General features: G+C 56.1%; 10 protein-coding genes, 4 tRNA genes and 6 rRNA genes. All 20 read right to left on the bottom strand.

Annotated elements, in window-relative coordinates:
* Position 1 precedes the first annotated feature (1 nt).
* Positions 2–1,183 (bottom strand): acetyl-CoA C-acyltransferase, encoded by a 1,182-nt coding sequence (locus tag LAD35_RS02775; RefSeq protein WP_224151203.1) that lies wholly within the window; start codon positions 1,181–1,183, stop codon positions 2–4.
* Between the two features lie 122 nt (positions 1,184–1,305).
* On the bottom strand, positions 1,306–1,968 hold the full coding sequence (gene can, locus LAD35_RS02770) for a carbonate dehydratase (protein ID WP_224151202.1): 663 nt from the start codon (positions 1,966–1,968) through the stop codon (positions 1,306–1,308).
* Between the two features lie 52 nt (positions 1,969–2,020).
* Positions 2,021–3,202, bottom strand: a complete 1,182-nt coding sequence (locus LAD35_RS02765; protein ID WP_224151201.1) for an isovaleryl-CoA dehydrogenase — start codon at positions 3,200–3,202, stop codon at positions 2,021–2,023.
* A 96-nt stretch (positions 3,203–3,298) separates the two neighbouring features.
* Positions 3,299–3,703: a MerR family transcriptional regulator gene (locus tag LAD35_RS02760; RefSeq protein ID WP_224151200.1), complete on the bottom strand. Its 405-nt coding sequence runs from the start codon at positions 3,701–3,703 to the stop codon at positions 3,299–3,301.
* A 135-nt stretch (positions 3,704–3,838) separates the two neighbouring features.
* A 5S ribosomal RNA gene (gene rrf, locus LAD35_RS02755) occupies positions 3,839–3,951 on the bottom strand.
* Positions 3,952–4,099: 148 nt separating this feature from the next.
* Positions 4,100–6,975, bottom strand: a 23S ribosomal RNA gene (locus tag LAD35_RS02750).
* A 406-nt stretch (positions 6,976–7,381) separates the two neighbouring features.
* Positions 7,382–7,457 (bottom strand) — tRNA-Ala (locus tag LAD35_RS02745).
* A gap of 157 nt (positions 7,458–7,614) precedes the next feature.
* A tRNA-Ile gene (locus tag LAD35_RS02740) sits at positions 7,615–7,691 on the bottom strand.
* Positions 7,692–7,878: 187 nt separating this feature from the next.
* Positions 7,879–9,408, bottom strand: a 16S ribosomal RNA gene (locus LAD35_RS02735).
* 408 nt (positions 9,409–9,816) lie between these two features.
* Positions 9,817–9,929 (bottom strand): 5S ribosomal RNA (gene rrf / locus LAD35_RS02730).
* Between the two features lie 148 nt (positions 9,930–10,077).
* Positions 10,078–12,940, bottom strand: a 23S ribosomal RNA gene (locus LAD35_RS02725).
* A 406-nt stretch (positions 12,941–13,346) separates the two neighbouring features.
* Positions 13,347–13,422 (bottom strand) — tRNA-Ala (locus LAD35_RS02720).
* A 157-nt stretch (positions 13,423–13,579) separates the two neighbouring features.
* Positions 13,580–13,656 (bottom strand) — tRNA-Ile (locus LAD35_RS02715).
* Positions 13,657–13,843: 187 nt separating this feature from the next.
* Positions 13,844–15,373 (bottom strand): 16S ribosomal RNA (locus LAD35_RS02710).
* Together the 16S, 23S and 5S rRNA genes with 4 tRNA genes alongside form the textbook arrangement of a ribosomal RNA operon.
* A gap of 448 nt (positions 15,374–15,821) precedes the next feature.
* On the bottom strand, positions 15,822–16,775 hold the full coding sequence (gene gshB, locus LAD35_RS02705) for a glutathione synthase (RefSeq protein WP_224151199.1): 954 nt from the start codon (positions 16,773–16,775) through the stop codon (positions 15,822–15,824).
* 108 nt (positions 16,776–16,883) lie between these two features.
* On the bottom strand, positions 16,884–18,056 hold the full coding sequence (locus LAD35_RS02700) for a benzoate/H(+) symporter BenE family transporter (protein ID WP_224151198.1): 1,173 nt from the start codon (positions 18,054–18,056) through the stop codon (positions 16,884–16,886).
* A 121-nt stretch (positions 18,057–18,177) separates the two neighbouring features.
* Complete coding sequence (locus LAD35_RS02695) at positions 18,178–20,073, bottom strand: potassium transporter Kup (RefSeq protein WP_224151197.1); 1,896 nt, start codon at positions 20,071–20,073, stop codon at positions 18,178–18,180.
* 156 nt (positions 20,074–20,229) lie between these two features.
* Complete coding sequence (gene gshA / locus LAD35_RS02690; protein WP_224151196.1) at positions 20,230–21,519, bottom strand: glutamate--cysteine ligase; 1,290 nt, start codon at positions 21,517–21,519, stop codon at positions 20,230–20,232.
* A gap of 117 nt (positions 21,520–21,636) precedes the next feature.
* Positions 21,637–23,103, bottom strand: a complete 1,467-nt coding sequence (locus LAD35_RS02685; RefSeq protein WP_224151195.1) for a TrkH family potassium uptake protein — start codon at positions 23,101–23,103, stop codon at positions 21,637–21,639.
* Positions 23,104–23,111: 8 nt separating this feature from the next.
* The gene (gene trkA / locus LAD35_RS02680) at positions 23,112–24,605 is read right to left on the bottom strand and encodes a Trk system potassium transporter TrkA (protein WP_224151194.1); all 1,494 of its coding nucleotides are present in this window, start codon (positions 24,603–24,605) and stop codon (positions 23,112–23,114) included.
* Positions 24,606–24,645 lie beyond the last annotated feature (40 nt).

The raw sequence follows: 24,645 nt of genomic DNA, 5'->3' as shown, positions 1-24,645 counted from the left end.
TTTAGATGATTTCGATCGCCATGGCGGTTGCTTCACCCCCGCCGATGCACAGGGTTGCCAGGCCGCGCTTCTTGCCACGAGCCTTCAAGGCATGCAGCAGCGTGACCAGAATGCGGGCGCCGCTCGCTCCAATCGGGTGACCCAAGGCGCAGGCGCCGCCATTCACGTTGACGATGTCGTGCGAGATGTTCAGCTCCGCCATCAGCGCCATGGGAACCACGGCAAAAGCCTCGTTGATTTCCCACAGATCCACATCTGCCACAGACCAGCCGATCTTTTTGAGCAGCTTTTCGGTCGCGCCCACGGGAGCCGTGCTGAACCATTCCGGCTCTTGTGCATACGTGGCATGACCAACAATGCGAGCCAGCGGCGTGCAGCCCAGTTCCTTGGCAGTCGATTCGCGCATCAGCACCAGGGCTGCAGCACCGTCGTTGATGCTGGAGCTGGATGCGGCAGTGATGGTGCCGTCCTTCTTGAACGCAGGCTTGAGTGCGGCAATCTTGTCCAGACGCGCCTTGGCGGGGCCCTCGTCCTCAGAAATCGTCACCTCGCCCTTGCGAGTGGAAACCGTCACCGGCGTGATTTCTTCCTTGAAAGCACCTGATTTGGTAGCAGCCTGCGCACGCTCCACGCTCGCAATGGCGAATTTGTCTTGCTGTTCACGGGTGAAGTTGTACTTGGCCGCACAGTCCTCCCCAAAGGTACCCATGGAACGACCCGGCTCGTAGGCATCCTCCAGGCCATCGAGCATCATGTGGTCAAACACCTTGTCGTGGCCCATGCGGTAGCCGCCGCGGCCCTTCTTGAGCAGATAGGGCGCATTGGTCATGCTTTCCATCCCGCCAGAAACCATCACATCGCGGCTGCGCGCCACCAATTGGTCATGGGCCAGAATGGTGGCCTCCATGCCTGCGCCGCACATCTTCGAGAGCGTCACAGCACCCGTGCTCTTGGGCAGGCCTCCCTTGAACAGCGCCTGGCGCGCTGGTGCCTGGCCCTGGCCAGCCATCAGGCAGTTGCCGAACAGCACCTCCTCCACCTTTTCAGGCGCAATGCCCGCACGCTCCACTGCTGCCTTGATGGCGGCGCCACCCAGATCGTTGGCAGACAGTTCGGCAAAATCACCCATGAAGCCCCCCATGGGGGTGCGGGCAGCGCTGACGATGACGACGGAATCTTGCATGGGAGTCTCCTGGAACAAAAGAGGAGCAGCCTGCGCTTGATACACAATGGATTCAAATGCGTGCGATATTGAAACCGTTGTGCATCAAGCGGTAGCCGCTATTGTTTTTAAATCAATGGAATTCAGCTGCGCTCACGCTTGGCCACGAGTTCTACCGCACGGCGGCGGACTTCAGCGATGCCACCCACATCAGGCACGGTCATTTCCAGATTCGTGATGTGACCGTTCTTGAGGCTGTAGCACCAGCCGTGCAGAACCACCTTCTGGCCGCGCGCCCAGGCATCCTGCATCACGGTGCTCTGCGCGACATTCATCACTTGCTCGATGGCATTGAGTTCGCACAGCGCATCATGGCGCCATTGTGGCGACAGGCTTTGCAGCAGTTCGGTGTGCTTGTCGCGGACATCCTTCACATGGCGGATCCAGTTGTCGGCCAGGCCGACCCGGGCATCTTCCAGCGCAGCGAGCACGCCACCGCAGCCATAGTGGCCCACCACCATCAGGTGCTCCACCTGCAACTGGTCGATGGCGTACTGGATGGTGGAGAGACAGTTCAGGTCGCTGGGCACCACCACATTGGCGATATTGCGGTGCACAAACACTTCACCCGGAGCCAGGCCGGTGATCTGATTGGCCGGCACGCGGCTGTCGGAGCAGCCAATCCACATGTATTTGGGGTTCTGCTGCGCCATCAGTCCGGTGAAGAATCCGGGGCGATCACGCTCCATCTGGTCCGCCCACTCGCGGTTGTGGACAAACAATTCTTCGATGGAGGTTTGGGACATAAGCAATCCTTTAGGTTGTTTTTACAAGGATGACGCCAGCAGCCCGCAGTTTTCAGCAGGTTTCAGCAAACAACTCGCGGCCAATCAGCATGCGACGGATCTCGCTGGTGCCGGCGCCAATTTCATAGAGTTTCGCATCTCTCCACAGACGACCGAGCGGGTACTCGTTGATATACCCATTGCCGCCATAGATTTGCACACCTTCGCCAGCCATCCATGTCGCCTTTTCTGCGCACCACAGAATGACGCTCGCGCAGTCCTTGCGCACCTGGCGAACGTGGTCAGATCCCAGGAGATCGAGATTTTTAGCAACCGTATAGGCAAAAGAGCGACCCGCTTGCAGCACGGTGTACATATCCGCCACCTTGCCCTGGATGAGCTGGAACTCACCAATGCTCTGGCCAAACTGCTTGCGGTCATGGATATAGGGCACGACATTGTCCATCACGCTCTGCATGATGCCCAGCGGACCACCGGTCAACACGGCACGTTCATAGTCCAGGCCGCTCATGAGCACCTTGGCACCGCCATTGACTGTACCCAGCACGTTCTCAGCCGGCACTTCCACGCTCTGGAACACCAGCTCACCCGTGTGGCTGCCTCGCATACCCAGCTTGTCGAGCTTCTGTGCAATTGAGAAACCCTTCATGCCCTTCTCGATCAAAAAGGCTGTCACGCCGCGCGCACCGAGTTCCGGCTCCGTCTTGGCATACACCACCAGCGTATCCGCGTCGGGGCCATTGGTGATCCACATCTTGTTGCCATTGAGCAGGTAATAGCCACCCTTGTCCTCGGCCTTCAGCTTCATGCTGATCACGTCGGAACCCGCACCAGGCTCGCTCATTGCCAAGGCACCTACGTGCTCGCCGCTGATCAGCTTGGGCAGGTATTTCGCCTTCTGCGCCTCATTGCCATTTCGGTTGATCTGATTCACGCACAGGTTGCTGTGCGCGCCATACGACAGGCCCACAGACGCACTGGCACGCGAGATTTCCTCCATCGCCACCATGTGCGCCAGATAGCCCATGTCGGCACCGCCATACTGCTCTGACACCGTAATGCCCAGCACGCCCAGATCACCAAACTTGCGCCACAGATCCATGGGGAACTGATCATTGCGATCAATCTCCGCAGCTCGCGGCGCAATCTCCGCCTGTGCAAACTCGCGCACTGCATCGCGCAGCGCATCAATATCTTCACCGAGTTGGAAATTCAATCCTGGAAGTCCGGACATATGCTTGTCTCCTTGGGTTCGCTGTCATATGGTCAACGAGTTGCCAGCTTGATGGCTTCAGATGGCAACTACGTTTACGTTAACGTCAAATATAAGCTATTTTTTTTCCGCTGGCATCTGCAGCAGCTCCTGCGCTTCTCTCAGATGTTCATCAATTTCTGCCAAATTGGCCTGCAAATCTGCCAGTTGCCCCAGCAAACGCCCGCGTTGTGCCGAAAGTACTTGAACAAAGCGATTCAACTGCATCTGTGTATCGCGTGGTGACTCATAGAGATCAAGAATCTCCTTGGCCTCCTGCAGACTCAGGCCCAAGCGCTTCGCGCGCAAAGTCAAACGCAGGCGCGTACGATCCTTGGCGGAGTATATGCGCTGCTTGCCACTGGCTCCCGCCCGATCTGGATGCAGAAGACCCATGTCTTCATAGAAGCGAATGGCTCGCGTCGTGAGGTCGAACTCCGCTGCAAGATCGCTGATGGTGTAAGTGAGTGCAGTTGTCCCCATGCAGTATCCCTGTTGCTATGTCTGCATTATGAGCCTGAGTTGCGCGCGCAGGCGTCACACAAGTGTTGAACGACAAGCCTAGCGCCAAAAAGCAAAACCCCCGCAGTCGAAGACTGAGGGGGTTTAGGAATAAAAGCCTGACGATGACCTACTTTCACACGGGAATCCGCACTATCATCGGCGCGAAGTCGTTTCACTGTCCTGTTCGGGATGGGAAGGAGTGGTACCAACTTGCTATGGTCATCAGGCATAACTTTTTGCTTTGCTGCCAGGTTTGTTAGGCAGCGCAGCGAATTCATAGAGTCTTATCAGCTAAATTTGATTGCGCTTTGGGCATAACTGCAGTTGCAGTGTCTTTGCATGCATCCCATCTAAGGGAGGGATCATCAAAGTTATAGGGTCAAGCCGCACGAGCAATTAGTATTGGTTAGCTTAACGCATTGCTGCGCTTCCACACCCAACCTATCAACGTCCTGGTCTAGAACGACTCTTTAGGGGGGTCAAGCCCCCGGCAGATCTCATCTTGAGACGAGTTTCCCGCTTAGATGCTTTCAGCGGTTATCTCTTCCACACTTAGCTACTCGGCAATGCCACTGGCGTGACAACCGATACACCAGAGGTGTGTCCACTCCGGTCCTCTCGTACTAGGAGCAGGCTCTCTCAAATCTGCAGCGCCCACGGAAGATAGGGACCAAACTGTCTCACGACGTTTTAAACCCAGCTCACGTACCTCTTTAAATGGCGAACAGCCATACCCTTGGGACCGACTACAGCCCCAGGATGAGATGAGCCGACATCGAGGTGCCAAACACCGCCGTCGATATGAACTCTTGGGCGGTATCAGCCTGTTATCCCCAGAGTACCTTTTATCCGTTGAGCGATGGCCCTTCCATACAGAACCACCGGATCACTATGTCCTGCTTTCGCATCTGCTCGACTTGTCAGTCTCGCAGTTAAGCACGCTTATGCCATTGCACTATCGTCACGATGTCCGACCGTAACTAGCGTACCTTCGAACTCCTCCGTTACGCTTTGGGAGGAGACCGCCCCAGTCAAACTGCCTACCATGCACTGTCCCCGATCCAGATCATGGACCAAGGTTAGAACCTCAAACACACCAGGGTGGTATTTCAACGTCGGCTCCAGGTGAACTAGCATCCACCCTTCAAAGCCTCCCACCTATCCTACACAGATCTGTTCAAAGTCCAATACAAAGCTACAGTAAAGGTTCATGGGGTCTTTCCGTCTTTCCGCGGGGAGATTGCATCATCACAAACATTTCAACTTCGCTGAGTCTCAGGAGGAGACAGTGTGGCCATCGTTACGCCATTCGTGCAGGTCGGAACTTACCCGACAAGGAATTTCGCTACCTTAGGACCGTTATAGTTACGGCCGCCGTTTACTGGGACTTCAATCAAGAGCTTGCACCCCATCATTTAATCTTCCAGCACCGGGCAGGCGTCACACCCTATACGTCCACTTTCGTGTTTGCAGAGTGCTGTGTTTTTATTAAACAGTCGCAGCCACCTATTCTTTGCAACCGCTTTGGGCTCCATTTGTTCAACTTCACCTACTTGCGGCACACCTTCTCCCGAAGTTACGGTGTCAATTTGCCGAGTTCCTTCTCCTGAGTTCTCTCAAGCGCCTTAGAATACTCATCTCGCGCACCAGTGTCGGTTTGCGGTACGGTCGTGTGTAGCTGAAGCTTAGTGGCTTTTCCTGGAAGCTGGGTATCACTCACTTCGTCTGCAAGCAGACCCGTTATCACCCCTCATCTTAGCCCGGCGGATTTGCCTACCGAGCACGACTACAGGCTTGAACCAACATATCCAACAGTTGGCTGAGCTAACCTTCTTCGTCCCACATCGCACTACACATCGGTACAGGAATATTGACCTGTTTCCCATCAGTTACGCATCTCTGCCTCACCTTAGGGGCCGACTCACTCTACGCCGATGAACGTTGCGTAGAAAACCTTGCGCTTACGGCGAGCGGGCTTTTCACCCGCTTTAACGCTACTCATGTCAGCATTCGCACTTCTGATACCTCCAGCATCCGTTACCAGACACCTTCTCAGGCTTACAGAACGCTCTCCTACCACGTGCAATAAATTGCACATCCGCAGCTTCGGTAACTGGCTTAGCCCCGTTACATCTTCCGCGCAGGACGACTCGATCAGTGAGCTATTACGCTTTCTTTAAATGATGGCTGCTTCTAAGCCAACATCCTGACTGTTTTAGCCTTCCCACTTCGTTTCCCACTTAGCCCGTTTTAGGGACCTTAGCTGGCGGTCTGGGTTGTTTCCCTCTTGAGTCCGGACGTTAGCACCCGGTGCTCTGTCTCCCAAGCTGTACTCTGCGGTATTCGGAGTTTGCATAGGTTTGGTAAGTCGCCATGACCCCCTAGCCTAAACAGTGCTCTACCCCCGCAGGTAATACTTGAGGCACTACCTAAATAGTTTTCGGAGAGAACCAGCTATTTCCAAGTTTGTTTAGCCTTTCACCCCTATCCACAGCTCATCCCCTAGTTTTGCAACACTAGTGGGTTCGGACCTCCAGTACCTGTTACGGCACCTTCATCCTGGCCATGGATAGATCACTTGGTTTCGGGTCTACACCCAGCGACTTGTCGCCCTATTCGGACTCGATTTCTCTACGCCTTCCCTATTCGGTTAAGCTTGCCACTGAATGTAAGTCGCTGACCCATTATACAAAAGGTACGCCGTCACCCCTAAGGGCTCCGACTTTTTGTAAGCATGCGGTTTCAGGATCTATTTCACTCCCCTCCCGGGGTTCTTTTCGCCTTTCCCTCACGGTACTTGTTCACTATCGGTCGATGATGAGTATTTAGCCTTGGAGGATGGTCCCCCATGTTCAGACAGGGTTTCTCGTGCCCCGCCCTACTTGTCTGCAGCCTAGTACCACCAATGCGTTTTCACATACGGGGCTATCACCCACTATGGCCGGACTTTCCATTCCGTTTTGTTAACACACTGACTATCACTGCAAGGCTTCTCCGAATTCGCTCGCCACTACTATCGGAATCTCGGTTGATGTCTTTTCCTCTGGGTACTTAGATGTTTCAGTTCTCCAGGTTCGCTTCACTGAGCTATGTATTCACTCAGTGATACCTATTGCTAGGTGGGTTCCCCCATTCAGATACCTCCGGATCAATGCTTATTTGCCAGCTCCCCGAAGCTTTTCGCAGGCTATCACGTCTTTCGTCGCCTATCATCGCCAAGGCATCCACCACATGCTCTTAGTCACTTGACCCTATAACTTTGACCTCTATCTCTAGAGAACATCGCTACACTCTCAAGCAACTGCTTTGCGAGGTCTCTCACCTCGCGCGTTATGCCGTAATGTGAATATCTTTGCCGTAGACCTGGTCTCCCAGATCCACATTCTTGAAGAATATTCGTCATTACTGAATAAAAATTGCTCATCGCAAAGTTTCATTCGTTTTGACGCAATCAAATTGTTGCTGGTGGCACGGTCTGCACTAAACCTTTACGAATGTGCAGTTTCCACCAGCAACGCTGATTTCGACTCTATGAATTTTTAAAGAACAGCCGCTTGATCCGGGAATCCGGTATCAACAACAAAACAGTCTCTTGCGAAACCGCTTTGGTGTTGAGTGATAAGTGTCTATCGGACGCTAGTTTTGACAACCAGGTATTGGTGGAGGATGACGGGATCGAACCGACGACCCCCTGCTTGCAAAGCAGGTGCTCTCCCAGCTGAGCTAATCCCCCTGATTGCCTATAGCCTGCGCATTGCTTCGTTGCCTGCTGCTCACACACATCAGTGTGCTTCGCATCAGACGCCTCGCACTGCTTGGCTCTAGTCAATCAGCATTTCACTGATCAACCAAAGCGGCATAAGCTCAACCTCTAATCCGTTGGAAGCTTTTGGTGGGTCTAGTTGGGCTCGAACCAACGACCCCTGCGTTATCAACACAGTGCTCTAACCAGCTGAGCTACAGACCCATTCCAATGCCTAGTAGCTACTGCGTCTTGTGTGACTCAGTCTCTACAAAGCCTTGGCTTGTGTTCCAACAACCGATAAGTGTGGGCGTTCAATCTTGATTGCTTTTTTGGCTCCTGCCGTGCCGATGGCACTTCACTTTGTTTGCACAAAGTGAGCATCCACCGAAACAGCGAAGCTGTTTTCCAGAAAGGAGGTGATCCAGCCGCACCTTCCGATACGGCTACCTTGTTACGACTTCACCCCAGTCACGAACCCCGCCGTGGTAAGCGCCCTCCTTGCGGTTAGGCTACCTACTTCTGGCGAGACCCGCTCCCATGGTGTGACGGGCGGTGTGTACAAGACCCGGGAACGTATTCACCGTGACATTCTGATCCACGATTACTAGCGATTCCGACTTCACGCAGTCGAGTTGCAGACTGCGATCCGGACTACGACTGGCTTTATGGGATTAGCTCCCCCTCGCGGGTTGGCAACCCTTTGTACCAGCCATTGTATGACGTGTGTAGCCCCACCTATAAGGGCCATGAGGACTTGACGTCATCCCCACCTTCCTCCGGTTTGTCACCGGCAGTCCCATTAGAGTGCCCTTTCGTAGCAACTAATGGCAAGGGTTGCGCTCGTTGCGGGACTTAACCCAACATCTCACGACACGAGCTGACGACAGCCATGCAGCACCTGTGTGCAGGTTCTCTTTCGAGCACCAATCCATCTCTGGAAAGTTCCTGCCATGTCAAAGGTGGGTAAGGTTTTTCGCGTTGCATCGAATTAAACCACATCATCCACCGCTTGTGCGGGTCCCCGTCAATTCCTTTGAGTTTCAACCTTGCGGCCGTACTCCCCAGGCGGTCAACTTCACGCGTTAGCTTCGTTACTGAGAAAGTTAATTCCCAACAACCAGTTGACATCGTTTAGGGCGTGGACTACCAGGGTATCTAATCCTGTTTGCTCCCCACGCTTTCGTGCATGAGCGTCAGTGCAGGCCCAGGGGATTGCCTTCGCCATCGGTGTTCCTCCGCATATCTACGCATTTCACTGCTACACGCGGAATTCCATCCCCTCTGCCGCACTCTAGCCATGCAGTCACAAAGGCAGTTCCCAGGTTGAGCCCGGGGATTTCACCTCTGTCTTACATAACCGCCTGCGCACGCTTTACGCCCAGTAATTCCGATTAACGCTCGCACCCTACGTATTACCGCGGCTGCTGGCACGTAGTTAGCCGGTGCTTATTCTTACGGTACCGTCATGACTCCCAGGTATTAACCAGAAGCTTTTCGTTCCGTACAAAAGCAGTTTACAACCCGAAGGCCTTCATCCTGCACGCGGCATTGCTGGATCAGGCTTGCGCCCATTGTCCAAAATTCCCCACTGCTGCCTCCCGTAGGAGTCTGGGCCGTGTCTCAGTCCCAGTGTGGCTGGTCGTCCTCTCAGACCAGCTACAGATCGTCGGCTTGGTAAGCTTTTATCCCACCAACTACCTAATCTGCCATCGGCCGCTCTAGTAGCGCAAGGCCCGAAGGTCCCCTGCTTTCATCCTTAGATCTCATGCGGTATTAGCTACTCTTTCGAGTAGTTATCCCCCACTACCAGGCACGTTCCGATGTATTACTCACCCGTTCGCCACTCGCCATCAGGCCGAAGCCCATGCTGCCGTTCGACTTGCATGTGTAAAGCATGCCGCCAGCGTTCAATCTGAGCCAGGATCAAACTCTATAGTTCGATCTTGAATTTAAAGTCTCTCGACTACTCACTCACTTGACGGTATCAAGAAGGCCTAAGCCTTCTTCATTACTGTTTATAGTGAGCGCTTGTTTTGCTCCGAAGAACATATGGCAATCGCCACCAAACGCCCACGCTTATCGGCTGTTAATTTTTAAAGACCCATCCAACCCAGCCAGCGACCATCTCTCGATATCACCAGCCCTCTTGGATCAACTCGCTGCAATCAGCGAAGCCTTGTATTGTAGCACAGGTTTTGTGCTCTCAAACGTTTTCACGCTTTCTTCTCAACTCTTGAGCCAGCACCACGGCCGCCTAGCAGCTCGCTAGCTTCAAACCTAGCGCACCACCCTCTTAAGAGCAGAGAAGAAAACGTCCAGCTAGTTGCTGGACGTTCTCAGAATAAAAGCCTGACGATGACCTACTTTCACACGGGAATCCGCACTATCATCGGCGCGAAGTCGTTTCACTGTCCTGTTCGGGATGGGAAGGAGTGGTACCAACTTGCTATGGTCATCAGGCATAACTTTTTGCTTTGCTGCCAGGTTTGTTAGGCAGCGCAGCGAATTCATAGAGTCTTATCAGCTAAATTTGATTGCGCTTTGGGCATAACTGCAGTTGCAGTGTCTTTGCATGCATCCCATCTAAGGGAGGGATCATCAAAGTTATAGGGTCAAGCCGCACGAGCAATTAGTATTGGTTAGCTTAACGCATTGCTGCGCTTCCACACCCAACCTATCAACGTCCTGGTCTAGAACGACTCTTTAGGGGGGTCAAGCCCCCGGCAGATCTCATCTTGAGACGAGTTTCCCGCTTAGATGCTTTCAGCGGTTATCTCTTCCACACTTAGCTACTCGGCAATGCCACTGGCGTGACAACCGATACACCAGAGGTGTGTCCACTCCGGTCCTCTCGTACTAGGAGCAGGCTCTCTCAAATCTGCAGCGCCCACGGAAGATAGGGACCAAACTGTCTCACGACGTTTTAAACCCAGCTCACGTACCTCTTTAAATGGCGAACAGCCATACCCTTGGGACCGACTACAGCCCCAGGATGAGATGAGCCGACATCGAGGTGCCAAACACCGCCGTCGATATGAACTCTTGGGCGGTATCAGCCTGTTATCCCCAGAGTACCTTTTATCCGTTGAGCGATGGCCCTTCCATACAGAACCACCGGATCACTATGTCCTGCTTTCGCATCTGCTCGACTTGTCAGTCTCGCAGTTAAGCACGCTTATGCCATTGCACTATCGTCACGATGTCCGACCGTAACTAGCGTACCTTCGAACTCCTCCGTTACGCTTTGGGAGGAGACCGCCCCAGTCAAACTGCCTACCATGCACTGTCCCCGATCCAGATCATGGACCAAGGTTAGAACCTCAAACACACCAGGGTGGTATTTCAACGTCGGCTCCAGGTGAACTAGCATCCACCCTTCAAAGCCTCCCACCTATCCTACACAGATCTGTTCAAAGTCCAATACAAAGCTACAGTAAAGGTTCATGGGGTCTTTCCGTCTTTCCGCGGGGAGATTGCATCATCACAAACATTTCAACTTCGCTGAGTCTCAGGAGGAGACAGTGTGGCCATCGTTACGCCATTCGTGCAGGTCGGAACTTACCCGACAAGGAATTTCGCTACCTTAGGACCGTTATAGTTACGGCCGCCGTTTACTGGGACTTCAATCAAGAGCTTGCACCCCATCATTTAATCTTCCAGCACCGGGCAGGCGTCACACCCTATACGTCCACTTTCGTGTTTGCAGAGTGCTGTGTTTTTATTAAACAGTCGCAGCCACCTATTCTTTGCAACCGCTTTGGGCTCCATTTGTTCAACTTCACCTACTTGCGGCACACCTTCTCCCGAAGTTACGGTGTCAATTTGCCGAGTTCCTTCTCCTGAGTTCTCTCAAGCGCCTTAGAATACTCATCTCGCGCACCAGTGTCGGTTTGCGGTACGGTCGTGTGTAGCTGAAGCTTAGTGGCTTTTCCTGGAAGCTGGGTATCACTCACTTCGTCTGCAAGCAGACCCGTTATCACCCCTCATCTTAGCCCGGCGGATTTGCCTACCGAGCACGACTACAGGCTTGAACCAACATATCCAACAGTTGGCTGAGCTAACCTTCTTCGTCCCCACATCGCACTACACATCGGTACAGGAATATTGACCTGTTTCCCATCAGTTACGCATCTCTGCCTCACCTTAGGGGCCGACTCACTCTACGCCGATGAACGTTGCGTAGAAAACCTTGCGCTTACGGCGAGCGGGCTTTTCACCCGCTTTAACGCTACTCATGTCAGCATTCGCACTTCTGATACCTCCAGCATCCGTTACCAGACACCTTCTCAGGCTTACAGAACGCTCTCCTACCACGTGCAATAAATTGCACATCCGCAGCTTCGGTAACTGGCTTAGCCCCGTTACATCTTCCGCGCAGGACGACTCGATCAGTGAGCTATTACGCTTTCTTTAAATGATGGCTGCTTCTAAGCCAACATCCTGACTGTTTTAGCCTTCCCACTTCGTTTCCCACTTAGCCCGTTTTAGGGACCTTAGCTGGCGGTCTGGGTTGTTTCCCTCTTGAGTCCGGACGTTAGCACCCGGTGCTCTGTCTCCCAAGCTGTACTCTGCGGTATTCGGAGTTTGCATAGGTTTGGTAAGTCGCCATGACCCCTAGCCTAAACAGTGCTCTACCCCCGCAGGTAATACTTGAGGCACTACCTAAATAGTTTTCGGAGAGAACCAGCTATTTCCAAGTTTGTTTAGCCTTTCACCCTATCCACAGCTCATCCCTAGTTTTGCAACACTAGTGGGTTCGGACCTCCAGTACCTGTTACGGCACCTTCATCCTGGCCATGGATAGATCACTTGGTTTCGGGTCTACACCCAGCGACTTGTCGCCCTATTCGGACTCGATTTCTCTACGCCTTCCCTATTCGGTTAAGCTTGCCACTGAATGTAAGTCGCTGACCCATTATACAAAAGGTACGCCGTCACCCTAAGGGCTCCGACTTTTTGTAAGCATGCGGTTTCAGGATCTATTTCACTCCCCTCCCGGGTTCTTTTCGCCTTTCCTCACGGTACTTGTTCACTATCGGTCGATGATGAGTATTTAGCCTTGGAGGATGGTCCCCCATGTTCAGACAGGGTTTCTCGTGCCCGCCCTACTTGTCTGCAGCTAGTACCACCAATGCGTTTTCACATACGGGGCTATCACCCACTATGGCCGGACTTTCCATTCCGTTTTGTTAAACACTGACTATCACTGCAAGGCTTCTCCGAATTCGCTCGCCACTACTATCGGAATCTCGGTTGATGTCTTTTCCTCTGGTACTTAGATGTTTCAGTTCTCCAGGTTCGCTTCACTGAGCTATGTATCATCAGTGATACTATTGCTAGGTGGGTTCCCCATTCAGATACCTCCGGATCAATGCTTATTTGCCAGCTCCCCGAAGCTTTTCGCAGGCTATCACGTCTTTCGTCGCCTATCATCGCCAAGGCATCCACCACATGCTCTTAGTCACTTGACCCTATAACTTTGACCTCTATCTCTAGAGAACATCGCTACACTCTCAAGCAACTGCTTTGCGAGGTCTCTCACCTCGCGCGTTATGCCGTAATGTGAATATCTTTGCCGTAGACCTGGTCTCCCAGATCCACATTCTTGAAGAATATTCGTCATTACTGAATAAAAATTGCTCATCGCAAAGTTTCATTCGTTTTGACGCAATCAAATTGTTGCTGGTGGCACGGTCTGCACTAAACCTTTACGAATGTGCAGTTTCCACCAGCAACGCTGATTTCGACTCTATGAATTTTTAAAGAACAGCCGCTTGATCCGGGAATCCGGTATCAACAACAAAACAGTCTCTTGCGAAACCGCTTTGGTGTTGAGTGATAAGTGTCTATCGGACGCTAGTTTTGACAACCAGGTATTGGTGGAGGATGACGGGATCGAACCGACGACCCCCTGCTTGCAAAGCAGGTGCTCTCCCAGCTGAGCTAATCCCCCTGATTGCCTATAGCCTGCGCATTGCTTCGTTGCCTGCTGCTCACACACATCAGTGTGCTTCGCATCAGACGCCTCGCACTGCTTGGCTCTAGTCAATCAGCATTTCACTGATCAACCAAAGCGGCATAAGCTCAACCTCTAATCCGTTGGAAGCTTTTGGTGGGTCTAGTTGGGCTCGAACCAACGACCCCTGCGTTATCAACACAGTGCTCTAACCAGCTGAGCTACAGACCCATTCCAATGCCTAGTAGCTACTGCGTCTTGTGTGACTCAGTCTCTACAAAGCCTTGGCTTGTGTTCCAACAACCGATAAGTGTGGGCGTTCAATCTTGATTGCTTTTTTGGCTCCTGCCGTGCCGATGGCACTTCACTTTGTTTGCACAAAGTGAGCATCCACCGAAACAGCGAAGCTGTTTTCCAGAAAGGAGGTGATCCAGCCGCACCTTCCGATACGGCTACCTTGTTACGACTTCACCCCAGTCACGAACCCCGCCGTGGTAAGCGCCCTCCTTGCGGTTAGGCTACCTACTTCTGGCGAGACCCGCTCCCATGGTGTGACGGGCGGTGTGTACAAGACCCGGGAACGTATTCACCGTGACATTCTGATCCACGATTACTAGCGATTCCGACTTCACGCAGTCGAGTTGCAGACTGCGATCCGGACTACGACTGGCTTTATGGGATTAGCTCCCCTCGCGGGTTGGCAACCCTTTGTACCAGCCATTGTATGACGTGTGTAGCCCCACCTATAAGGGCCATGAGGACTTGACGTCATCCCCACCTTCCTCCGGTTTGTCACCGGCAGTCCCATTAGAGTGCCCTTTCGTAGCAACTAATGGCAAGGGTTGCGCTCGTTGCGGGACTTAACCCAACATCTCACGACACGAGCTGACGACAGCCATGCAGCACCTGTGTGCAGGTTCTCTTTCGAGCACCAATCCATCTCTGGAAAGTTCCTGCCATGTCAAAGGTGGGTAAGGTTTTTCGCGTTGCATCGAATTAAACCACATCATCCACCGCTTGTGCGGGTCCCCGTCAATTCCTTTGAGTTTCAACCTTGCGGCCGTACTCCCCAGGCGGTCAACTTCACGCGTTAGCTTCGTTACTGAGAAAGTTAATTCCCAACAACCAGTTGACATCGTTTAGGGCGTGGACTACCAGGGTATCTAATCCTGTTTGCTCCCCACGCTTTCGTGCATGAGCGTCAGTGCAGGCCCAGGGGATTGCCTTCGCCATCGGTGTTCCTCCGCATATCTACGCATTTCACTGCTACACGCGGAATTCCATCCCCCTCTGCCGCACTCTAGCCATGCAGTCACAAAGGCAGTTCCCAGGTTGAGCCCGGGGATTTCACCTCTGTCTTACATAACCGCCTGCGCACGCTTTACGCCCAGTAATTCCGATTAACGCTCGCACCCTACGTATTACCGCGGCTGCTGGCACGTAGTTAGCCGGTGCTTATTCTTACGGTACCGTCATGACTCCCAGGTATTAACCAGAAGCTTTTCGTTCCGTACAAAAGCAGTTTACAACCCGAAGGCCTTCATCCTGCACGCGGCATTGCTGGATCAGGCTTGCGCCCATTGTCCAAAATTCCCCACTGCTGCCTCCCGTAGGAGTCTGGGCCGTGTCTCAGTCCCAGTGTGGCTGGTCGTCCTCTCAGACCAGCTACAGATCGTCGGCTTGGTAAGCTTTTATCCCACCAACTACCTAATCTGCCATCGGCCGCTCTAGTAGCGCAAGGCCCGAAGGTCCCCTGCTTTCATCCTTAGATCTCATGCGGTATTAGCTACTCTTTCGAGTAGTTATCCCCCACTACCAGGCACGTTCCGATGTATTACTCACCCGTTCGCCACTCGCCATCAGGCCGAAGCCCATGCTGCCGTTCGACTTGCATGTGTAAAGCATGCCGCCAGCGTTCAATCTGAGCCAGGATCAAACTCTATAGTTCGATCTTGAATTTAAAGTCTCTCGACTACTCACTCACTTGACGGTATCAAGAAGGCCTAAGCCTTCTTCATTACTGTTTATAGTGAGCGCTTGTTTTGCTCCGAAGAACATATGGCAATCGCCACCAAACGCCCACGCTTATCGGCTGTTAATTTTTAAAGACCCATCCAACCCAGCCAGCGACCATCTCTCGATATCACCAGCCCTCTTGGATCAACTCGCTGCAATCAGCGAAGCCTTGTATTGTAGCACAGGTTTTGACAACCAGAAGAAGTTGCGAAAGAAATCATCCGCCACCCAACTTGTCGCCACCACCAAAAAACAAACCTTGCGAACCGCGCTCTTTCGAGTCTGGCAGCTTCGCAAGGCGTTGTGCTGTCGATAAAGCGTATTGTATAGGAGTTTCCCCTGAGGTTTTGACAATTTGTCACCTCAGCTTCACAAATTTGTCAGGCAGCTCCCGCAACCGCCTTTTCGAGCGCTTCCACAAACATGTCGCCCACCTTGAAGCCAGCCTGCTGCTCGATTTCCTGGAAGCAGGTGGGACTGGTGACATTGATTTCGGTGATGCTGTGCCCGATGATGTCGAGGCCGATCAACAGCAATCCGCGCGGCGCCAGCTTGGCACCGACCCGTTCGGCAATGGCTCGGTCTTCAGCTTCCAGCGGCTGGGCAACGCCTTTGCCACCTGCAGCCAGGTTGCCGCGCACTTCGTTGCCTTGCGGAATTCGCGCCAGGCAGTACGGTACGGGCTGGCCGCCAATGATGAGCACGCGCTTGTCACCCTTGACGATTTCCGGCAGGTATTTCTGCACCATGACGCTTTGCGCGCCGCCCTGGTTCAGGGTTTCGATGATGCTGCCCAGGTTCATGCCATCAGGACCGACGCGGAAGATGCCCATGCCCCCCATGCCATCGAGGGGCTTGAGGATGATGTCCTGGTGCTTGGCATGAAAGTCGCGGATGTCCTGCGCGCTGCGTGTCACCAAGGTGGGCGGCGTGTACTGGGCGAATTCCATGACGGCCAGCTTTTCAGGGTGGTCGCGCAGCGAGGCGGGTTTGTTGAAGACCTTGGCGCCTTCGCGCTCGGCTTGCTCCAGCAAGTGGGTCGAGTAGAAGTATTCGCTGTCAAACGGCGGATCCTTGCGCATGACGATGGCATCAAAGCTGGCCAGCTCTGCCCTGCGGTTCTGGGTTTCGTCAAACCAGGCAGATTCGTTGCCGGTCAGCAGGATGTCGCGCACGCGGGCGGTGACTTTTTCTCCACTGATCCAGTGCATGTCCTGGGGCTCACAGGCGCTGATGCGGTGGCCCCGCGCCTGGGCACTGCGCATCATGGCAAAGGTGCTGTCCTTGTAGATCTTGAAGGATTCGAGCGGGTCGGCAACAAAGAGGATATGCATGGTGTGACAGGCTGCCTCACAACAGCCACTATTCTTTCAATAGCTGCCTGCGCCCATCGGGTGGACGCAAGCGGGCAAAACAATCGATGAAGCACAGCCAGGCAACGCTCATCGCTTGCCATAATGTTGCACAAAAAGCGCGAGGCTGCCTGCCACCACGCCCCAAAAGGCTGATCCGACTCCGGCTATTGTCACGCCGCTCACGGTGACAAGGAAGGTGATCAGCGCGGCTTCGCGGTATTGCTCGCTTTGCACCGCCATGAACAGGCCGTTGCCAATGGTGCCCAACAGCGCGATGCCGGCAATTGCAACCACCAACTCGTGCGGAAAGGCGGTAAGCAAGCCTGCAATCACCACGCCAAAGCAGCCAATCAGTACATAGATGACACCGCAGACCACGGCGGCCGCATAGCGACGAGCCTTGTCGGGGTGCGCTTCAGGCCCCATGCAGATGGCGGCGGTGATGGCCGCCAGGTTGATGGCATAACCGCCAAATGGCGCCAGCACCAGGGTTGCCAGGCCTGTGATGGAGATCAGCTTGGAGATGGGCAAGTCGTAGCCCGTTCCACGGATGACGGCTACGCCGGGCAGGTTCTGCGAGGCCATGGTGACGACAAACAGCGGCAGCGCCAGGCTGATGGCCGCCTGCAGACTGAAGGCCGGCATGGTGAAAATGGGAAAAGTGAGCCCCGGTTGCACGGCTGCCCACTGGATTTTGCCCTGCGCCAGCGCCACCACGATACCCGCCGCCAAGGTCAGCATGACGGCATAGCGCGGCACCCAGCGGCGCCCCACCAAATACACGACCAGCATCGCAACCACCAGCCAGGTATTGGTCTGAGCCGCAGCAAAGGCATCCAGCCCGAAACGGGTCAGCACGCCAGCCAGCAAGGCCGATGCAATGGCAATGGGGATGCGGTTCATCAGACGCTCGAACCACCCTGTGAGGCCTACCAGGGTGATGAGTGCAGCGCTCAGTACAAAGGCCCCAATGGCTTCGTTCATGGTGAACGCGCCCGTGGCGCCTGCCGTTGCCAGCACCGCGGCACCGGGCGTGGACCAGGCCACCACGACCGGTTTGCGCCACCACATGCTGGGCAGCCAGCAGCACAGGCCCACGCCCATGCCCAGCGCCCATACCCAGGACGACAGCTGCGCTGGCGTGGCGCCAAAGCTTTGCGCCGCCTGAAAGACCACGGCAATGGAGCTGGTAAGGCCCACCAGCACCGTCACAAAGCCTGCCACGAGCGCCGATACGCTCAGATCCTTGAAAAACCGCATAGTGCATGGGGCTGGCTGGCGGGATGACATCGTGAACGCTCACGCGGTGCATCCGCCAGTAGCCACTATCAAATAAATAGCTACCAGCGCTTACCTGCAGGGCGCTGATAGCCCATAAGACTTAGATTTCCAGTTTGGAGCCCAGCTCCACCAGGCTGTTGCTGGGCAGCAGCAGAAACTCTGCCGCGCCCGCTGCATTGTGGTGCATCTGCGCAAACAGTTTCTGTCGCCACGGCGCCATGCCGGCACTCGCCTTGTCGGTGGGAACGAACACGTCGCGCGAGAGGAAGTAGCTCGTGCTCATCGGCTCGGTGTCGCAGCCACGCAGGCGCAGCTGCTGCAGCGCCAGGGGCACATCCACGTCGTTCTTGAACCCATAGTTCAGCTGCACCTGCCAGCAATCGCTGCCCAGGGGCTCGATCGCGGTGCGCTTGTCCATGCCAATCCAGGGCACCTCGTGGTAGACGATGGTCACGAAGATGTTCTGCTCATGCAGCACCTTGTTGTGCTTGAGGTTGTGCAGCAGCGCAGTCGGCACCACGTTCGGGTCGGAGGTGAGAAAGACGGCTGTGCCCGCCACACGCGTCGGCGGTGCCTGCAGCACCATCTGCAAAAAGCCCTTGAGTTCGATGCCATTGGCATGCAGCGACTGGTAAACCAGCTCGCGCCCGCGCTTCCAAGTCATCATCATGGTGAACATCGACAGGCCGATCACCAGCGGGAACCAGCCGCCATCAAACAACTTGAGCAAATTGGAGGCGAAGAAGGTGAAGTCGATGCAGAAGAAGAACAGCGTGGGCGCCAGCGCCACCCACAGGGGATACTTCCAGCCAAAGCGCAGCACAAAGAAGGTGAGCACCGTGGTGATCGTCATGTCCAGGGTGACCGCAATACCGTAAGCTGCGGCCATGTTGCTGCTGGATTTGAACAGCAGCACCGCCAGCACAATGGCCCAGAACAGGCCCCAGTTGACGAAGGGAATGTAGATCTGCCCCGTATCGCGCACGCTGGTGTGCTGGATCTGTATACGCGGCAGGTAGCCCAGCTGAATCACCTGCTTGGTGACGCTGAAAGCGCCGGTGATCAGCGCCTGCGACGCAATCACCGTGGCCATGGTGGCCAGCACCACCACCGGCAGCAGGGCCCATTGCGGCGCCAGCATGAAAAACGGGTTCTTCACCGCATCGGCGTTTTCCAGCACCAGAGCGCCCTGGCCAAAGTAGTTGAGCACCAGCGATGGCATGGCGATGCCGAACCAGGCGAGACGGATCGGCTTCTTGCCGAAGTGGCCCATATCGGCGTACAGGGCCTCGGCGCCCGTCACACACAGAACCACGGCACCCAGAATGATGAAGCTGATGCCCGGGTTGGCGATGATGAAGCGCAACGCATAGTGCGGGCTGAGCGCCCACAGCACCTGCGGATGGTCCACGATGTTCCACAGGCCCAGCGCTGCAATGCTGAGGAACCAGACCACCATGATCGGCCCGAAGAACTTGCCGATGCCCGCCGTTCCCCGCTTTTGCACCAGAAACAGCGCCAGCAGCACCACCAGGGTGAGCGGTATCACCCAGGATTTGAACGCGGGCGAGACAACTTCCAGGCCTTCGACCGCCGAAAGCACCGAGATCGACGGTGTGATCACCCCATCGCCATAAAACAGGCAGGTGCCAAAGATGCCGATCAGCATGAGCACGGAGCGCAGGCGCGGTTTGTCCTTGACCGCCTGCGAGGCCAGCGCCAGCATGGCGATCAAACCGCCTTCGCCGTTGTTGTCTGCCCGCAGCACCAGCACCACGTACTTGAGCGAGACGATGAGCGTCAAGGTCCAGAACAGGATGGAGAGCACGCCATAGACGTTGTCGTGGGTGAAAGGCACATGGCCGGAGCCAAATACCTCTTTGAGCGAATACAGCACGCTGGTGCCGATATCGCCATAGACTACGCCAACCGCTCCCAGCGTCAGGGCGGAGAGCGATGATTTCTTGCTGTTTTGCACGTCAAGCCTTTGTGCCATGCCGCGCAGGGCATGCGTGTAATGATTTGGTTTGCATTGTGCGCTTGTTGCTGTGCCCGCAGTGCTGCGGCGCATCAGGGCAAGCCCGAATGGTGCGAGCCACCGGGCTTGGAGTTGCTTTCAAGTCACCAGAGGAGTTTCTGCCGAAGCGACCGGTCAGTCGTAGATCTCGGCATCGGGGTCGGTGGCTTCCAGTTCGTAGCTTGCCGCCAACATGGCAAGGCGCGCCACCACACCATACATGTAGAAACGATTGGGGGCACTGGCGCCCACCGAGTCGCCGGGCGAGATGCCATGCTCAAAGGCGAGCGGAATGAAATGTGCACCAGGCACATTCAGGTTCTCTTCTGCGCCCCGGTCCGAATGCGCGCGGTAATAGCCGCCCACCACATAGCGATCGATCATGTAGACCACGGGCTCGGCCGCTTCGCCATCCATGCGCTCGACGGTCTGCACGCCTTCCTGAATGATCATGTCGTGCACCAGCTGGCCGTCCTTGACGAGAGACATCTGGTTCTTGGTCTTGGCAGGCAGCTGCCCCAGCTCCTTGGCATCGTGCACGGTCATCACGCCCATGCCATAGGTGCCGTTGTCGGCCTTGACGACGACAAACGGCGTCTCCTTGATGCCATATTCCTTGTACTTGCGGCGCACCTTGGTCAGCATGGCGTCGACATCTTCGCGCAGTTCATCGAGTGCGTGCTCGCCGGTGTCGTTGAAGTCCACCCCCTGGCGGCTGGTAAACAGCGGGTTGATCAGCCAGGGATCGATGCCCATCAGCTTGCCAAAGCGCTTGGCCACTTCCTCGTAGCTCTGGAAATGGCGGCTCTTGCGGCGCACGCTCCAGCCTGCATGCAGGGGCGGCAGCACAAACTGCTCGTACACCTCTTCCAGAATGCCCGGGGCCCCCTTGGAGAGGTCGTTGTTCAGCAAGATGGTGCAGGGGTCAAAGTACTTGAGCCCCAGGCGGCGGCCATGGCGCAATGCGGGCTCCACCACCAGCTCCTGGTTGCCCACCTTCAGCTTGACGGTTTCCTTGATGTCCGGGTCGATCGAGCCGATGCGTACATTGAGCCCCGCCATCGAGAAGATGTTCTGCAGTTGCGCCAGGTTGGCCAGGTATTGCGGGTTACGCGTCTGGTTCTCGGGAATGATCAGCAGGTTGCGTGCCTCGGGGCATATCTTTTCGATAGCAGCCATCGCAGACTGCACGGCCAGGGGAATCATTTCCGGGGTCAGATTGTTCCAGCCGCCGGGAAACAGGTTGGTGTCCACCGGTGCCACCTTGAAGCCTGCGTTGCGAATGTCCACCGACGAGTACAGGGGCGGCGTGTGTTCCATCCACTCCAGGCGGAACCAGCGCTCGATCGCGGGCATGGCGTCGAGCATCCGTTGTTCCAGTTCGTTGATGGGCCCCGTTAGGGCTGTTATGAGATTCGGGACCATAGATGAAGGTTGTTTGAGGGCTCAAAAAGAACGAGCAAAAAACAATTGCGTGTCAATTGTAGAGAGTTGACGCCCAAAGTCACCCTCTGTTGTAACGTGATGGGCATAAGCGAATGCTCACCTGCGCCAGAAAGCAGGCGTCAGTAGAGCAAGGAAGCTCAAAATTTCCAGGCGCCCCATCAGCATGCCCAGGGTCGTCACGCTGAGCTGGAAGCTGGTCAGACCGGCAAAATTGTTGCTGGGACCCAGATCGCCCCAGCCGACACCCGCGCAGTTCACGCTTGCCAGCACGGCACCCAGTGCATTCATGAAATCCATGTCCGTCAGCAGCAAGGCCATGGTCAGCACGGCAATCGTGGCGCAGTACACCAGCATGAAGGCCAGTACCGAGAAGATCACGCGCTCGTCGATGGCATTGCCGCCAATGGTGACGGGCTGCACCGCATTGGGGTGCACCAGGCGCCGCATCTCGCGCCGCGTCTGCTTGAGCAGCAGCAGCATGCGGATCATCTTGATGCCGCCTCCGGTCGAGCCTGCGCTCGTCGCTACACCCGACAGCAGCAGCATCAGCACCGGTGCAAAGGGAGGCCACAGGCCGAAGTCCACCGTCGCGTACCCCGTGGTGGTGGCCACCGAGACCGTGTTGAACACCGCATGGCGCACTGCCTCAGCGGGCCCATAGACCCCTTTGACCCACAGAATCATGCCGATCACCAAACCAGCGCCCACCAGGGTTCCCAAGGTGGCGCACACCTCCGGCTCCTTGTAGAGCACCGACATGCGGCGTTTGCGCAACGCGACGAAATAAAGCGCGAAATTGCAGCTCGCCAGCAGCATGAAGAAGATGCAGATACCCTCGATCAGCGGCGAGTTGAAATAGGCAAAGCTGGCGTCATGCGGTGTGAGCCCGCCCAGGCTGACCGTGGTGAACATCAGCATGATGGAATCCAGGGGCGTCATGCCGGCCAGCCAGTAGGCCAGCGCGCAAGCAAGAGAAAATACGCCGTAGACGGTCCACAGCCCCTTGGCGGTCTCAGCCATGCGGGGCGTCAGCTTGGTGTCCTTGACCGGGCCTGCCGCCTCTGCACGAAACAGCTGGCTGCCCCCCATGCCCAGCATGGGCAGAATGGCCACCGCCAGAATCAGAATCCCCATGCCACCCATCCATTGCAGAAAGGTGCGCCAGATGTTCAGGGAAACCGGCAGGGTGTCCACATGGTTGAGCACGGTGGCGCCCGTGGTGGTGAGCCCCGAGACCGCCTCGAAGTAGGCATGCTGCCAGCTCAGCGCCCGGCCGATCTGCCCATAGCCCAGGTACAGGGGCAAGGCGGCAAAAAGCGGAAAGGCAGTCCAGACAAAGGCGACCAGGATGATGCCGTGGCGGGCCTGCAGTTCGCGCTGCTCGTGGCGCGCGCTCCACCACAGCAGCAGGCCGCAGATCCAGGCCAGCCCCATGGCGCGGGGGTAGACGCTGAAAATACCATCGTCGAAGGCGAGCGACGCAGCAGCTGGCACGGCCATGGTGCAGCCAAACATGAGCAGCAGCACACCCAGGATGCGCAGGACGGGTCGCAGATCGGTCATCGCGGCGCCTAAAAGAAGGTGACTCCGACCCGGAAGAGCGATTCCACCTCGTGCACCAGGCGCTTGTTGGGCAGGAACAGGATCACGTGGTCATTGCTCTGGATGATGGTGCCGCTGGTGGGCACGATCACCTGGGGCGGCTCCTTCGCATCGGTCGCCTGGCCTTCGCGCTCCGGCGCTTCACTGCCATTGGTGTTGCGCGCATCGGGCTCGGGCAGGCCCCGCACAATCATGCCGATGTGCACATCATGCGGCAAGCGCAGGCTGCCCACACGCTTGCCCACTACGCGCGAAGTCTTCGCATCACCGCGCGCCACGATCTCAATGGCCTCGGCGACCCCCCGGCGCAGGCTGTGCACGGCCTGCACATCGCCTTGGCGCACATAGGCCAGCAGCTCACCCAGCGTGGCCTGCGCGGGCGACAGCGCAATGTCGATCTGGGTGCCGTGCATCAGGTCGGCATAGGTGCGGCGGTTGATCAGCGCCAGCACACGCGTGGCGCCCAGCTTCTTGGCCAGCAGACACGACATGATGTTGTCTTCGTCATCGTCGGTGATGGCAATGAACAGGTCCACGTCCTCGACGTTTTCCTCTTCCATCAGATTCTCGTCGGTCGCATCGCCCCGCAGCACGAGCACATCCGACGACAGCCGCGAGGCCAGATACACGCAGCGGCTCTCGTGCTTTTCGATGATCTTGACCTGGAAGCGCTTGGAATCCTTGGTGAGCGAGCGCGCCAGGCGCATGCCCACACGCCCGCCGCCAGCCACCATCACCCGGCGCACGGGCTGCTCCAGCTCGCCCACCTGGCGGTTGAACGCCGCCAGCACATCGCCCAGGTGTTCCTTGTCGGACAGCACGAACACCTCGTCACCCGGCTCGATGCGCGTGCTGCCCTCCACCGAGACAAGGCGGTCGGCCTCGTGGTGAAAGCGGCGGTAGATACCCACCACGCGCACGGCGCCTTGCGGCAGGTTCTGCTGCACATCGGCCACGCTCAGGCCCACCAGCGGCGCACCGCCGCGCGCGCGCACCGAGGCCAGCGCCGCGTAACCCTGCGCAAACTCCCGCACCTGCAAGGCCTCGGGGTAGCGCACCAGCTTGCCGATGTAGCCCATCAGGGCCTCTTCGGGGCAGAAGGCATGGGTCACGCCGAAACCGCCCTCTTCCAGCAAGGCAGGGTGGCTCTTCAATGCAATCGACCGCACGCGCACGATGCGGGTGGGAATATTGAAGACAACCTGCGCCACCTTGCAAGCCACCAGGTTGGTCTCATCCTGCGATGTGCAGGCAATCAGCATGTCGGTGTCGGCGGCACCCGCCTCGGCCAGCACATCCGGGCTGATGCCATTGCCCACCACGCCGCGCAGGTCAAAGCGGGTTTCCAGATCGCGCAGGCGCACACCATCCGTGTCAATGACGGTGATGTCGTTTTTTTCGCCCAGCAGGCTCTCCGCAACGCTTTCGCCGACGCGGCCCGCGCCCAAGATCAGAATTTTCATAAAAAATGCCCCTGCGCTTCAACGCACTGTCTATGGCAAC

The organism is Comamonas odontotermitis (assembly GCF_020080045.1).
Lineage (GTDB): Bacteria > Pseudomonadota > Gammaproteobacteria > Burkholderiales > Burkholderiaceae_C > Comamonas > Comamonas odontotermitis.
This window is presented reverse-complemented; position numbering and strand designations above follow the sequence as displayed.